This window comes from Alkalibacterium olivapovliticus, assembly GCF_003003275.1.
Taxonomy (GTDB): Bacteria; Bacillota; Bacilli; order Lactobacillales; family Carnobacteriaceae_A; genus Alkalibacterium; species Alkalibacterium olivapovliticum.
Genome location: NZ_PVTO01000002.1, coordinates 37315 through 50827, shown reverse-complemented (window position 1 = coordinate 50827; position 13513 = coordinate 37315). Strand labels below are relative to the sequence as shown.

Annotated in this window: 12 protein-coding genes and 1 riboswitch; of the genes, 11 read left to right on the top strand and 1 reads right to left on the bottom strand. The window is 40.2% G+C overall.

Features of this window, described 5'->3' with window-relative positions; genetic code table 11:
* The first annotated feature begins 11 nt into the window (after positions 1-11).
* From CLV38_RS01235 to pnp, 5 genes are all read left to right on the top strand, one after another.
* Positions 12-941 (top strand): dihydroorotate dehydrogenase, encoded by a 930-nt coding sequence (locus CLV38_RS01235; protein WP_106190456.1) that lies wholly within the window; start codon positions 12-14, stop codon positions 939-941.
* Complete coding sequence (gene pyrF, locus CLV38_RS01230; protein WP_106190453.1) at positions 931-1644, top strand: orotidine-5'-phosphate decarboxylase; 714 nt, start codon at positions 931-933, stop codon at positions 1642-1644. The genes CLV38_RS01235 and pyrF overlap by 11 nt, the downstream gene beginning before the upstream one ends.
* Before the next feature lie 4 nt (positions 1645-1648).
* A complete protein-coding gene (gene pyrE, locus CLV38_RS01225) occupies positions 1649-2275 on the top strand; it encodes an orotate phosphoribosyltransferase (protein ID WP_106190451.1) in 627 nt (208 codons plus the stop codon).
* 138 nt (positions 2276-2413) lie between these two features.
* Positions 2414-2683: a 30S ribosomal protein S15 gene (gene rpsO, locus CLV38_RS01220; protein ID WP_106190448.1), complete on the top strand. Its 270-nt coding sequence runs from the start codon at positions 2414-2416 to the stop codon at positions 2681-2683.
* A 237-nt stretch (positions 2684-2920) separates the two neighbouring features.
* Complete coding sequence (gene pnp / locus CLV38_RS01215) at positions 2921-5050, top strand: polyribonucleotide nucleotidyltransferase (RefSeq protein ID WP_106190446.1); 2130 nt, start codon at positions 2921-2923, stop codon at positions 5048-5050.
* Positions 5051-5133: 83 nt separating this feature from the next.
* On the opposite strand, the gene CLV38_RS01210 is transcribed toward pnp, so the two are convergent.
* The gene (locus tag CLV38_RS01210) at positions 5134-6114 is read right to left on the bottom strand and encodes a biotin--[acetyl-CoA-carboxylase] ligase (RefSeq protein ID WP_106190444.1); all 981 of its coding nucleotides are present in this window, start codon (positions 6112-6114) and stop codon (positions 5134-5136) included.
* 167 nt (positions 6115-6281) lie between these two features.
* Between CLV38_RS01210 and CLV38_RS01205 the strand changes: the two genes are divergently transcribed.
* The 6 genes from CLV38_RS01205 (at position 6282) to CLV38_RS01180 (ending at position 13512) form a co-directional block, all read left to right on the top strand.
* Positions 6282-7964: a ribonuclease J gene (locus CLV38_RS01205; protein ID WP_106190442.1), complete on the top strand. Its 1683-nt coding sequence runs from the start codon at positions 6282-6284 to the stop codon at positions 7962-7964.
* 24 nt (positions 7965-7988) lie between these two features.
* A riboswitch (TPP riboswitch) is annotated at positions 7989-8095 on the top strand.
* An 89-nt stretch (positions 8096-8184) separates the two neighbouring features.
* Complete coding sequence (gene thiT / locus CLV38_RS01200; RefSeq protein ID WP_106190439.1) at positions 8185-8751, top strand: energy-coupled thiamine transporter ThiT; 567 nt, start codon at positions 8185-8187, stop codon at positions 8749-8751.
* An 87-nt stretch (positions 8752-8838) separates the two neighbouring features.
* Positions 8839-10293: a cardiolipin synthase gene (cls, locus tag CLV38_RS01195; RefSeq protein ID WP_106190437.1), complete on the top strand. Its 1455-nt coding sequence runs from the start codon at positions 8839-8841 to the stop codon at positions 10291-10293.
* A gap of 434 nt (positions 10294-10727) precedes the next feature.
* Positions 10728-11894 carry a betaine/proline/choline family ABC transporter ATP-binding protein gene (locus CLV38_RS01190; RefSeq protein ID WP_106190434.1) on the top strand — a complete coding sequence of 389 codons (1167 nt, stop codon included), beginning with the start codon at positions 10728-10730 and terminating at the stop codon, positions 11892-11894.
* 11 nt (positions 11895-11905) lie between these two features.
* Complete coding sequence (locus CLV38_RS01185; RefSeq protein ID WP_106190432.1) at positions 11906-12538, top strand: ABC transporter permease; 633 nt, start codon at positions 11906-11908, stop codon at positions 12536-12538.
* Between the two features lie 14 nt (positions 12539-12552).
* Positions 12553-13512, top strand: coding sequence for an osmoprotectant ABC transporter substrate-binding protein (locus CLV38_RS01180; protein WP_342751962.1), 960 nt, complete (start codon positions 12553-12555; stop codon positions 13510-13512).
* Position 13513: the final 1 nt, after the last annotated feature.

Genomic DNA, 13513 nt, shown 5'->3' with positions numbered 1-13513 from the left:
GAGGCAATCGAATGACTGATATGACTATTTCCTTACCGGGACTATCAATGAAAAATCCAATCATGCCAGCAAGTGGAACATTTGGATTCGGTGAACTGTACCATGATTTATATGACTATAATTCTCTAGGAGCTATTGTGCTGAAATCAACCACCTTAAACCCTCGTATAGGGAATCCTGATCCCAAGTATCATCCGCTGAAAAATGGCGCGTTAAATGCAGTAGGGCTTAAAAATCCTGGAGTTGACAAGGTTGTTTCAGAGAAATTACCCAGTTTAGCAAGGTTTTCAACACCCGTAATAGGGAGTGTAGCAGGAGAAACAGAAGAAGAGTTTGTAGAAGTAGCTAAAAAACTGAATCAGTCTGATATTATTAGTGCAATAGAGTTGAACGTGTCTTGTCCAAATGTAAAAGAAGGTGGACTGACCTTCGGTGTGGATCCAGTTAGTGTTGAACGTATTACCAGAAGAGTTAAGCAGGCAGTAACAGTTCCAGTTTATGTAAAACTTACGCCTAATGTTACCAATATAGTGACTATTGCAAAAGCAGCAGAAGCTGGTGGAGCTGATGGGTTAAGTCTGATCAATACAGTACTAAGTATGAACTTTGATGTGACGACTAGAAAGCCGGTACTAGGGAACACAATGGGAGGTCTTTCGGGAGAAGGGATTTTCCCCATTGCGGTTCGAATGATTTATCAGGTTTCTAACGACGTAAACCTTCCGATCATCGGTATGGGTGGGGTACAGACAGCGGATGACGTCATCCAAATGTTCCTGGCAGGTGCTTCAGCTGTAGCTATAGGGACTGCAACCTATAAAAATCCGGTCGTCATGAATGACATAATTGCCCAGTTACCTAAGCGAATGAAAGAACTTGGAATGGAGTCCCTTGAAGAACTGATTAAGGAAGTGAAAGAAGGGAAACGCCATGGACAATAAGCCGATTATAGCATTGGATTTTTCCACCGAGAGAGAAGTGAACGAGTTTTTAACCTTATTTTCGACTCAGGAATTAAATGTAAAAGTGGGAATGGAACTTTTTTATCAGCTAGGGCCATCCATCATCTACTCTCTTAAAGAAGCCGGACACGATGTGTTCCTGGATATCAAACTCCATGATATCCCGACTACTGTAAAGAAAGCGATGACGGGCATTGCTCGTCTGGGAGTCGATATGATAAACATGCATGCGGCTGGCGGAAAAAAAATGATGGAAGATGCCAGAGAAGGGCTGGTCATAGGAACTCCCGCTGATAAACAAAGGCCCTTGCTGCTGGCTGTCACTCAGCTGACCTCTACTTCAGAAGAGATGCTCAGGAAAGAACAGCACTCTGACTTGACGATGGAGGAAAGTGTCCTTCATTATGCGAGTCTGGCACATGTTGCTCAGGCAGATGGTGTGGTATGCTCTACTCATGAAGCAAATGCTATAAAGAGGAAGCTGGGAAAAGACTTTTTACGTGTAACACCAGGTATTCGTTTAGTGACGGACAGTGCACATGATCAGCATCGCGTTGCAACGCCATACAGGGCAAGAAAAATCGGGTCTTCACATATTGTTGTCGGCAGATCCATTACACAGTCAGCAAATCCAGTTGAGTCCTATGCAGAAGTTTTAAAACAATGGAAAGGGGACAATTAAGCTTATGACAGAGAATCAGACTATACCTCAGGAGTTATTAAGAATCGGTGCGGTCAATATCAGACCAAAACAGCCATATACATGGACAAGTGGGCTGAAAAGCCCTATCTACTGTGACAACCGATTGACTATGAGCTTTCCCGAAGTGAGAAATCAGATCATTAATGCCCTTGTTAATATGATAAAGACATACTATCCTGATACAGAAGTTATAGCAGGGACGGCAACGGCAGGTATTCCACATGCGGCATGGGTTGCGGATCGACTGAACCTTCCTATGGTTTATATTCGAAGTGAAGCAAAGAAACACGGTACGGGAAAACAGATAGAAGGAACGTTTGAACCAGGAGCAAAACTGGTTGTGATCGAAGATCTCATTTCAACAGGGCAAAGTGTTATAGATGCAGTAAACATTGCAAAAACTGAAGGAGCAGATGTTCTGGGAGTTGCTGCTATATTTACTTATGAATTATCTTTAGGCCAGAGTGCATTTGATGATTTAAATATTGAGTTCCACACTGTTACAACTTATACAAGTCTGGTACAGGCAGCATTACAGTCCAGCATGATAGAGGAAGAAGACCTGGATGCTTTGGAGAAATGGAAAAACAGTCCTGAAAGTTGGTCTTGAGGCTTGATTTTTCTTTGATAATCATGTAACATTTATACAGTGTTGAGAGCAATCTTACACAAAGACCTTTACTTGGTTTGTCGTTTCACCAACGCTTACTCAGTAAATGGATTCATAATCAGGAAAGAGGTGGAACAAATGGCAGTTTCTCAAGAAGAAAAACAACAGATCATTACAGATTACGCACGACATGAAGGGGATACTGGATCACCTGAAGTGCAAATCGCAGTATTGACAGCTGAGATTAATGAATTGAATGAACATGCTAAAAGACACAAAAAAGATTTTCATTCAATGCGTGGACTAATGAAAAAAATTGGTCACCGTCGTAACCTTTTAGCTTATTTACGTAACAAAGACATTACTCGTTACCGTGAATTGATTAAAAGACTTGGTTTACGTCGTTAATTTGTTTAAATCATATAGTCTTTTCCGGGACGATAGATTATCGTCTGGAATGAATACATCTGATTGAACTAATTAAACTAAGATATTTAGAGCGGGATTCTTAGGAATCTCGCTTTCTTTATAATTTAAATAAAATTCAGGAGCTTATTTGTCTACTATACAAATGTGAGAAGGCTTAAACAAGTCTATTGACATTTGTCTAGTAGGTTAGGCTTCCTGAAAACAAAGGAGAGTACTATGTCAAACAAACAAGTTTTCAAAACTAAGATTGGCGGCAGAGAATTGACTGCTGAGATCGGGCAAATGGCTAAGCAGGCCAATGGAGCTGTTTTGGTCCGATATGAAGATACTGTAGTCCTTACTGCAGCTGTTGGAAGTAAGAAACCAAGTTCAATGCCTTTTTTCCCATTAATGGTGGTTTATGAGGAAAAAATGTACTCAGTTGGTAAAATTCCTGGTGGATTTATCAAGCGTGAAGGCCGCCCTTCTGAAAATGCAACACTAACTGCTCGTCTGATCGACCGTCCTCTGCGTCCGATGTTTGCTGAAGGATTTAGAAATGATGTTCAAGTATATAATACTGTTATGTCTGTAAACCCTGATAACTCTCCGGAGATGTCAGCCATGTTCGGATCATCATTAGCTCTATGCATTTCTGATATCCCATTTAACGGACCTATTGCAGGAGTAACGGTTGGACGCGTAGATGGAAAATTCATCATTAATCCAACAGAAGAAGAAACAGAAAAAACGGACATCGAATTGATCGTTGCCGGAACTAAAGATGCGATAAACATGGTCGAAAGTGGAGCCGATCAAGTAGCTGAAGAAGATATGCTAGAGGCATTGATGTTCGGTCATGAAGCAATCAAAGAATTATGTGCATTCCAGGAAGAAATCGTAAAAGCGGTCGGACAGGAAAAAATGGAAGTCACATTGTTATTACCTGACACAGACCTCAAAAATGAAATTGTCGGTAAATTCAACGATCAGATGAAAGAAGCGATTCAGACATTTGATAAACAGGAAAGAGCCGAAAAAACAGGAGCATTGAAGCAGCATATAATTGAAACGTACGAATCAGAATATCTGGATTCACCTGATGTTGATTCTGTTATCAAAGATGTAAAATCAATCGTTGACGGAATGGAAAAAGATGAAGTCCGTCGCCTGATTACTGAAGAAAATACGAGACCTGATGGCCGTAAAGTAGATGAAATCCGTCCACTTGAATCCGAAGTAGCTATTTTACCACGCGTTCACGGATCAGGATTATTTACTAGAGGTCAGACTCAAGCGTTGTCTGTTGCGACTCTAGGACCGCTTAACGAACATCAGATCATCGATGGATTAGGCAGTGAAGACAGTAAACGATTTATCCATCACTATAATTTCCCTCAGTACTCGGTAGGAGAAACTGGACCAGTCAGAGGACCAGGCCGTCGTGAAATTGGGCATGGAGCACTTGGTGAAAGAGCGTTATCTTATATCATTCCTAATGAGGTTGACTTCCCTTATACAATTCGTTTAGTTGCTGAAGTACTGGAATCAAACGGGTCTTCCTCTCAGGCAAGTATCTCTGCCGGTTCGCTTGCATTGATGGATGCCGGAGTACCAATTAAAGCACCTGTAGGTGGAATCGCAATGGGGCTTGTTATGGAAGGCAGTAACTATACTGTACTGACTGATATACAAGGTCTGGAAGATCACCTTGGAGATATGGACTTTAAAGTAGCCGGTACCAGAAAAGGGATCACTGCTTTACAGATGGATATCAAGATAGAAGGAATCACTAAAGACATTCTAGAAGAAGCACTTGTTCAAGCCAAACAGGCCCGTCTGGAAATTCTTGATAATATCGAGGAAGCTATCAGCGAACCACGTAAAGAATTGAATCAATACGCGCCGAAGATCGAATCCATTAAAATCAAGCCGACTCAAATCAAAGTGGTTATTGGTAAAGGTGGAGAAACGATCAACAGCATCATCGATGAGACGAATGTTAAAATTGACATTGATGAAGAAGGTAATGTGTCGATTTACGGTCAAGATGCTGAAGGCATCAAGAGAGCAATCGAAATTATCGAAGAATTAACAGAAGAAGTTGAAATCGGGAAAGTTTATACTGGAACGATTAAACGAATTGAAAAATTCGGTGCATTTGTTGAAATTATTAAAGGGACAGATGGCTTAGTCCATGTTTCTGAATTATCTGACAAATACATCAAAGACGTGGCTAAAGAATTCTCAGTAGGAGATACTTTCGACGTTAAGGTTACAGAAATTGACGACAGAGGGCGAGTCAACCTTTCTCGTAAAGCTGTTTTAGACGAACTGAATAATAATAGTGACACGGACAACGTTTAAATAGGTTAAACACTAAAACACACTTTCTTTAAGATTCGGGAATGGCGGAATCTGAGGAAGTGTGTTTTTTGTTGTTCTCAGCATTAAATATAGCTGTCTTTTCCTCTGATAGAAAAATCCATAGTCTGAAGACTTTCGAGAGAATCTTGGCCTGCGTACTTTATAATTAATTCTCCAAGAGGGTTGATATCCACCACTTTGCCGGGTCTGTTCATTTCACCGCTGCGTACGATAATTTCCCGGTTCATTAGAATCGATTTTTCTTTACATATCGAGATAAATGGAGAGCTGTCATTTGTCAGTTCCCAGCTGGAATATAACTCGTCGAACCACTGGATGAAAGACGTAATCAGACTATTGGGATCTACTATTTTCTGCGTCTCGATAAGTAAAGAGGTGGCTTTTGATCGGAGATTGTTATCTATATCTTCAGTTGACATATTGGTGTTAATACCTACACCGATTACGATCCCCTCAAGAGAAGATCCGCTGAAATGTGACTCGGTCAAAATCCCAGCCACTTTTTTGCTGTTAACAATCATATCATTCGGCCATTTAATGGAGCTGTGTGTAATCTGATCAATAGCTTTGGATAGAGCTGCAGCTGTTAGTTGTGTAAGAAGCACAGCTTGCTTATTTTCGATAGCCGGTTTTAGAACAATTGAAAGCGCAATGGATTTTCCTAAACTGGCCTGCCAGTTCCTGCCCATCCTTCCTTTTCCATTGGTCTGAAAATCAGTCAGAATAATGTCCCCATGGGAAAATGAATTTAGTTTATTTAATGCCAGCTCATTAGTCGAAGGGATACGGTCCTTGAAGATCAGGTTTCGACCGATACGACGGGTCCTCAGATCAGCTTTAATGGAATCACTGTTTATGAGAGGAAGTTCAAATCGAATACCCTCTTTTGACTGATTCAGTGGGTAGCCTTTTTCACCCAAATCTGCGATTAAATCAGATGTATCTGTTTGTTTCAAGGTTAAAGTACGACCGATCTCATCTAAGGGAATACAGTCTGGATACTTGGATTTCAGTAATGCTATAAGGTGGGAAGAGTAGGTCATAAGAGACTCCTTTATAAAATTTATGAATAGTTTGAGTATACCGGATAAGTAGGAATTTGCCTATATCTATGCTATACTAAGTTTGTTATGTAAGAATACGGTAGACTACATAGGTGAAAAATACTATAAAATAAATGCTTTAAAAAGCTTATTAGAGGTGGAAAATAGTGAGTAATATCAAAATCATTCCTCTTGGAGGAGTAAGAGAAAACGGTAAAAATTTGTACGTAATAGAATCGGGAGAAGATATTTTTGTTCTGGATTGTGGATTGATCTACCCTGAGGACGAACTATTTGGAATAGATGCAGTTATCCCTGATTTCAGTTATCTTGAAGAGAATAAAGACAAGATTGCAGGCGTATTTTTAACACATGGACACGAAGATGCCATCGGAGCATTGTCATACTTTTTAGATACATTCAATGTACCTGTATTCGGATCTGAGTTAACGATTGCGTTAGCTAAACTATTTGTGAACCAGTCTAATCTCAAAACGACTTTTGATGACTATCATGTGATAGATGAACATACAGAAATCGATTTTAATGGAACGACCGTCAAGTTTTTCCGTACGACTCATACAATACCGGATTCAATGGGTATTTCTGTGCATACGGAAGAAGGAAATATCGTATATACGGGTAACTTTAAATTTGATCAAAGTGCTCAGGATCTTTATCGTACAGATCTATCCCAAATTTCTGATTTAGGTAAAGAAGGCGTACTAGCTTTGCTGAGTGATTCAGGAGAAGCAGAAAGTCCTACTGAAAACGTGTCAGAAATCAAAGTACAGGAAGAAGTGCTGGATACATTCCTGGATACGGATAATAGAATAATAGTCGCTGCAGTAGCCAGTAATATACTAAGAATTCAGCAGGTCCTGAATGCTGCTCACCAGTCTGGCAGAAAAGTCTTTATCACTGGACGCAATTTGGAAGCTATTTTAAAAACAGCAATGGACTTAGACAAATTGACTTTACCAGATGAAGAGCTCATCTCGCCAATCAGTGAAATCGGTAAATATAGTGATGACCAGATCCTGATATTAGAAACAGGATCTGCTGGAGAGCCAATTAAAACTTTAAACCGTATGGCTACTGGTAATCATGACCAAGTCAACATTAAAGAAGGCGATTTGATCTTTATTGCAACAAGCCCTTCAACGGCTATGGAAGTGATGGTAGCAGAAACAGAAAACCTGATATATAGAGCAGGTGGAACGGTAGTTAAGCTGTCCGGCAATCTTAAAGCTTCTGGCCACGCAACACCAAATGATCTGCAGCTGATGATCAATTTGTTGAAACCAACTTATTTCATTCCGATACAGGGAGAGTACCGCATGCTTGCAGCACATGCTGATCTGGCACACGAGACGGGTATTCCTTATCAGAACATCTTTATTCTGAGTAATGGAGATGTCGTGAGTTACGCTAAAAACAAAATGACTCAAAGTGGACAGGTTTCAGCAGATAATACGCTTATAGATGGAATCGGCATTGGAGACATCGGGAATATTGTTCTCAGAGATAGACGTCTGCTCTCTGAAGATGGAATCTTTGTAGCAGTGGTCACCATTGACCGCAAGAAACAGCGAATCGTTTCAGATCCTCATATTGTGACTCGTGGCTTTGTTTTCGTTAAAGAAAGTCAGGACCTGATAAATGAGTCATCTGAAATTGTTAAAAACATCGTGAAGAAAAATCTGAAGCACAATGACTTTGACTGGGGTTCTATCAAACAGGACATCAGAGAAGGTCTGAACAATCATTTATTCAAGAAAACCAAAAGAAGACCGATCATTCTTCCAGTTATTATGGAAGTTAATCAAAACAGACGCTTTACAAGATAAGATATTACGATATAATTAAAACAGATACTGTACTAGGGGAGTCAATGGCATTGGCTGAGAGTGAACTTTAAGTTCAGACCCTTTGAACCTGTACGTTCATTCGTGCGTAGGAAGAGTACTTAAATGAGACTAAATACTTGAAGTATGCCGTTTTACGCTTTCGGTGTCTTCTATTGTCTCCTCCCTAGTTCAGTAAACTAACTAGTGGAGGAGATTTTTTATGCGTAACAGGAAATTAAGAATTTATCTGGAAGGGACGTTGTTTGCGGCACTTGCAATGGTGCTGTCCTTTATCCCTTCTGGTATCGGATCATCTTACAGTGTGTCACTCGGAATGATTCCTCTGACGTTTTTTGCGATCAGAAGAGGATTTGGACCTGGTATCTTTGCTGGTTTTTTATGGGGAGCTCTGCACTTTGTAACAGGGTCTGTCTACATGCTGAATGTTTACCAGGTTATCATTGAATACACGATCACTTATGCAAGTATTGGGCTGGCTGGTCTTTATTCAGGCGCTATTGTCCAGGAAATACAGTCCAGTAAGTCCAGTAGAGTTAATATGCATATCACCTTGGCAGTATTTGCGGGAGCCCTAGGCAGGTATTTCTGGCATTTTATAGCGGGATGGATTTTCTGGGGAGATTATGCTTTATGGGGGTTGAGTGCCATGAGTTTTTCCCTGATCATGAACGGTCTAAGTATGATTTCTACCGCATTCGTCACTGTTATGGTTCTGCTGATGGTGTATAGCAGATCGCCATTAGTATTTATACCAAAATCAAAATAAGCACTATTTCATACAAGATAGTGGACAGTTTATTATAAGCTAATGTACACTTAGATAAATATCCCCGAAAGGGTAAAGGAGACAACTATGAGTATCTTTAGTTCGCTGATTTGGGGATTTATCTTCCTGAACTCTGCATTAGCTATTTTCACAGTTTTTAAAGATAAAGAGAGAGATATTGCCGCTACATGGGCATGGCTGCTGGTTATCACTATGCTGCCGGGAGTAGGGATCTTTTTTTATATGTTTTTGGGACGTAAAATTTCCAGAGAGTCTATTTTTGATCTGCAGAGTCAGGATAGAATCGGAATGCCGCAATTAGTTGAATCTCAAAAAAAATTGATTGAATCTGAAAATCTGGATGTACCGGAATCAAATTATCAGGACAAAACATTCGAAATGGTGCGACTTTTTCTGGAAAGCAGTCAGTCTGTTTTGACTAAAGGGAATAAAGTCTCCATTATCAGTGATGGTGAAGATAAGTTCAATCAGTTGATTGACGACATTAAAAAGGCAGAACATCACATTCATGTCACCTACTATATCTTCAGAGGAGATAACATAGGGTTGAAACTGCTGAAAGCTTTAGAAGAAAAAGCTAAGCAGGGAATTGAAGTAAAAGTATTATATGATCCTGTGGGTGCTAGAGTATTAGGAAAACATTTCTTTGATCAGCTGGAGTCTTATGGAGGTAAAGCGGAACCGTTTTTCGGATCAAAGTTTTTCCTGATCAACCTGAGACTCAACTACAGAAATCACCGTAAAATCGTCGTGATTGATGGTAAAGTGGGATATACCGGCGGATTTAATGTAGGGGACGATTACCTGGGCTTATACGAAGAAATGGGATATTGGCGCGATACACATTTAAGAATTGAGGGTAATGGGGTCTTAACCTTACAAACTCGATTTTTGATGGACTGGAACGCGTCTGTTAAAGATAAAAATGTCGAATATGAGGAACAGTATTTCCCGTTCTCTTCATTAATAGGATCAACTGACATGCAGATCGTTTCAAGTGGACCAGATAATGAAATGCAGTCGATAAAAAAAGGGTTTATCAAAATGATCAGTATGGCAAAAGAATCCGTTCTCATCCAGACCCCGTATTTCATACCTGATGAGGCTTTGATGGAGACCATTAAAGTGGCTATTTTATCAGGGATCAATGTGAAACTGATGATTCCCAACAAACCTGATCATCCTTTTATTTACCGAGCAACTCTAAGCTACGCTGAAGAATTGATCATGAGTGGGGCAGAGGTTTATATATATGACAATGGCTTCCTTCATTCGAAAGTGATCGTAATCGATGGCGAGATTCTCTCTGTAGGGACGGCCAATTTTGATATCAGAAGCTTCAAGCTGAATTTTGAAGTGAATGCCTTTATATATGATCGTTTCCTTGCTAAAAAGCAGGTCAGGTTATTTAATGACGATATGAAAGTATCGTATCCACTCACTGAAGAAATGATCAAAAACTATTCTAAATGGGAAGTCTTCAAGCAGCAGTTCAGTCGTCTGTTTTCTCCCATCCTTTAAGAAAAAGTTGACTTCCGGGTCAGCTTTTTTTGTTATCTGATTATTTTCACATTGAATTATAATATATTAATGTAAAGTAATTTATAATATGCAAAATCTTTAAAATGGTTTCAACGCGATCAGGTTAGCTGGAAATAGCTGAAACCGTCGCGTTTGCAATTTTGTCATCTTTCTGTAATAATAAATAAGGACCTTTCATATTGCATCTTTATGTATAGAGATTTGCATATAATTGCTGTTTGAAACTATAGATGTCAATTGGGACTTGATTTAAATTAAAATCAGGTGAGAGTTCGATTGATACATACAACTGTTTTGCATTTAAGTCTGTATGATCGATAAAGAGTTTAGCTCTTTTGTATCTCATGCAGTTTTTTTGTGAGATTAACTACCGCTCAGATAATAGGCGGAATACTATTAAAGGAGACAAGATCATGATTGAATTCAAAAATGTGTCAAAAATCTATGGTGATGGAACAAAGGCTGTAGATGAAGTGTCTTTTACAATTAACGAAGGTGAGTTTGTCGTCCTGATCGGAACTTCCGGAAGTGGGAAAACGACAACGATGAGAATGATCAATCGAATGATTGATTCCACATCTGGTGAAATACTGATTGACGGGAAAAATATTAAAGATGAAAATGCGGTCGAGTTAAGAAGACGAATCGGATATGTGATTCAGCAGACCGGTCTGATGCCTCATATGACCGTCTATGAAAATATAGTAATGGTACCGAAGCTGCTGAAATGGGATAAAGACAAAATGCGTGAAACTGCCGAACGTCTGCTGGATAAAGTTGACATGGGCACAGAGTTTCTGGACCGCTATCCACAAGAATTATCTGGTGGTCAACAGCAAAGGATTGGCGTAATCCGTGCATTAGCTGCTAATCAGGACATTATCCTCATGGATGAACCTTTTGGAGCACTTGACCCGATCACTCGTGACTCTCTGCAGGAATTAGTGAAGCATCTGCAGGAAGAAATGGGTAGAACCGTTGTATTTGTTACGCATGACATGGATGAAGCTTTAAAACTGGCTGATAAGATAGCTATTATGTCAGAAGGTCAGATTATTCAGTACGATACACCAGACAATATACTGGCAGCTCCAGAAAATGAATTTGTAGAAAGTTTCTTAGGTGAAGATCGCCTTCAACAGCGTTCAACTATGCAGACGGTCGACCAGGTGATGGTTAAAAAACCGATCACGGTGACATCTGATATGACCTTAGCCGAATCGATACGGGTTATGCGTGACCGCAGAGTCGATACGTTATTTGTAACGGATACGAATCATGTCCTTCAAGGCGTCGTTGATTTTGAAGGCATTAATAAAAATCGTAAGAAAGCAGCTACTGTTGACGAAATCATGTCGCATGTGTATTACGTTAAATCGGGGACACTTTTGAGCAGTGTTGCAGACAAAATGCTGAAACGCGGGTACAAAAATATACCAGTCGTTAATGAAGAGGGTATACTTGAAGGGCTTGTCACCAGAGCCTCGCTAGTTGATATCGTGTACGACACCATCTGGGGAGACGATGAAGAAGTTGAAAGTATGCCACTAGAAACGACTCAATATCAAGAATCAGAATAGGAGGGAAACACATGGCAGATTTTTTTGCTAATTATGGATCCCAAATGATGCGTTTGATTTGGGAACACTTATATATATCAATGATCGCACTTGGACTCGGTGTAATAGTTGCTGTCCCATTAGGTGTAGCACTGACTAGAACGAGTAAGCTGGCTACGGTCGTTATAGGGCTTGCATCGATATTGCAGACCGTACCTTCTCTAGCTTTACTCGCTTTAATGATCCCTCTTTTCGGGATTGGACAGCTACCGGCTATTGTCGCACTGTTTATTTACTCATTGCTTCCAATTTTAAGAAATACCTACACTGGAATGAGAAAAGTGAATCCGTCACTTGTTGATGCCGCAAGAGGCATGGGCATGACTGAAATACAGTTAATCAGAAAAGTTGAATTACCACAGGCAGCTCCCGTCATCATGGCTGGTATCCGTTTGTCAGGGACTTATGTTATTGCATGGGCAGCTTTGGCATCGTATATCGGAGCAGGCGGTTTAGGCGATTTTATATTTAATGGACTGAATTTATATATACCCGAACTAATTATAGGCGGAACGATTCCTGTTACGATTTTGGCATTGCTTGTCGATTTCGGGCTGGGAATGCTAGAGAAAAAGGTCACTCCGAGAAATCAAATCTCAGGATAAGAGAAAGGCTGATAATGATGAAATTGACAAAAAATGTTAAAGTCGCTGCACTTATGACTACAGCAGCATTCACCACGGCTTGCTCTCTTCCTGGATTAGGAGTAGGGCTTGCAGAAGAAGGTAATATCACCATCGCGACTCAATCTTCTACAGAAATGGTCATTCTGGGTTATACCGTCCAGGGCATGGTTAACCATTATTCTGAAATCAATGCAGATGTTATCCAGAATCTTGGGTCATCCACAATGGTCACTCAGGCACTTGCTCAAGGAGATGCGGATGTCGCTGCCGCGAGTTATACTGGGACGGCATTGACCGGCGATTTGGGTATGGACCCGATAACTGATCCGGACGAGGCAAGGTCAGCCGTTACAGAAGGATTCGAAGAACAATATAATATGAAATATTACCCATCATACGGGTTTGAAAATACGTATGCATTTCTAGTGACAAGAGAACTTGCAGAAGAAAACAATTTGGAGACCATCAGTGATCTTGAACCTATTTCCGAAGATTTGACTGCTGGAGTAGATAACTCCTGGATGGAACGAGAAGGGGATGGCTACAGAGCGTTTCTCGATACGTATCAGTTTGATTTTGATACCGTTTATCCAATGGAAATCGGACTGGTTTATGATGCAGTTCAATCAGGGAACATGGATGTCGTATTAGGCTATTCTACTGATGGTAGAATTGCGAGCTATGATTTAGTCTTCCTTGAAGATGATTTGAACTTTTTCCCACCTTACGATGCCAGTCCTTCTGCCCTATTTGAAACAGTAGAAGAGTATCCTTTACTGGATGACATTTTATTGAAAATGGAAGGCGTTATTGAGACAGAGGTCATGCAGGAAATGAACTTTATAGCTGACGAATATTTGCTGGAGCCTGCAACAGTTGCTCGAGAATTCTTAGAAGCCAACAATTATTTTGAAGACAGCGAACCATATCTTGAACCAGTAGGGGGGGAATAGC

Excerpts from the sequence above, each read along its gene's own strand:
- CLV38_RS01210 (WP_106190444.1), bottom strand. The coding sequence starts at position 6,114 with ATGACCTACTCTTCCCACCTTATAGCATTACTGAAATCCAAGTATCCA.
- CLV38_RS01235 (WP_106190456.1), top strand. The coding sequence starts at position 12 with ATGACTGATATGACTATTTCCTTACCGGGACTATCAATGAAAAATCCA.
- thiT (WP_106190439.1), top strand. The coding sequence starts at position 8,185 with ATGCGTAACAGGAAATTAAGAATTTATCTGGAAGGGACGTTGTTTGCG.
- pyrE (WP_106190451.1), top strand. The coding sequence starts at position 1,649 with ATGACAGAGAATCAGACTATACCTCAGGAGTTATTAAGAATCGGTGCG.
- cls (WP_106190437.1), top strand. The coding sequence starts at position 8,839 with ATGAGTATCTTTAGTTCGCTGATTTGGGGATTTATCTTCCTGAACTCT.
- CLV38_RS01185 (WP_106190432.1), top strand. The coding sequence starts at position 11,906 with ATGGCAGATTTTTTTGCTAATTATGGATCCCAAATGATGCGTTTGATT.
- rpsO (WP_106190448.1), top strand. The coding sequence starts at position 2,414 with ATGGCAGTTTCTCAAGAAGAAAAACAACAGATCATTACAGATTACGCA.
- pyrF (WP_106190453.1), top strand. The coding sequence starts at position 931 with ATGGACAATAAGCCGATTATAGCATTGGATTTTTCCACCGAGAGAGAA.
- CLV38_RS01190 (WP_106190434.1), top strand. The coding sequence starts at position 10,728 with ATGATTGAATTCAAAAATGTGTCAAAAATCTATGGTGATGGAACAAAG.
- pnp (WP_106190446.1), top strand. The coding sequence starts at position 2,921 with ATGTCAAACAAACAAGTTTTCAAAACTAAGATTGGCGGCAGAGAATTG.
- CLV38_RS01180 (WP_342751962.1), top strand. The coding sequence starts at position 12,553 with ATGATGAAATTGACAAAAAATGTTAAAGTCGCTGCACTTATGACTACA.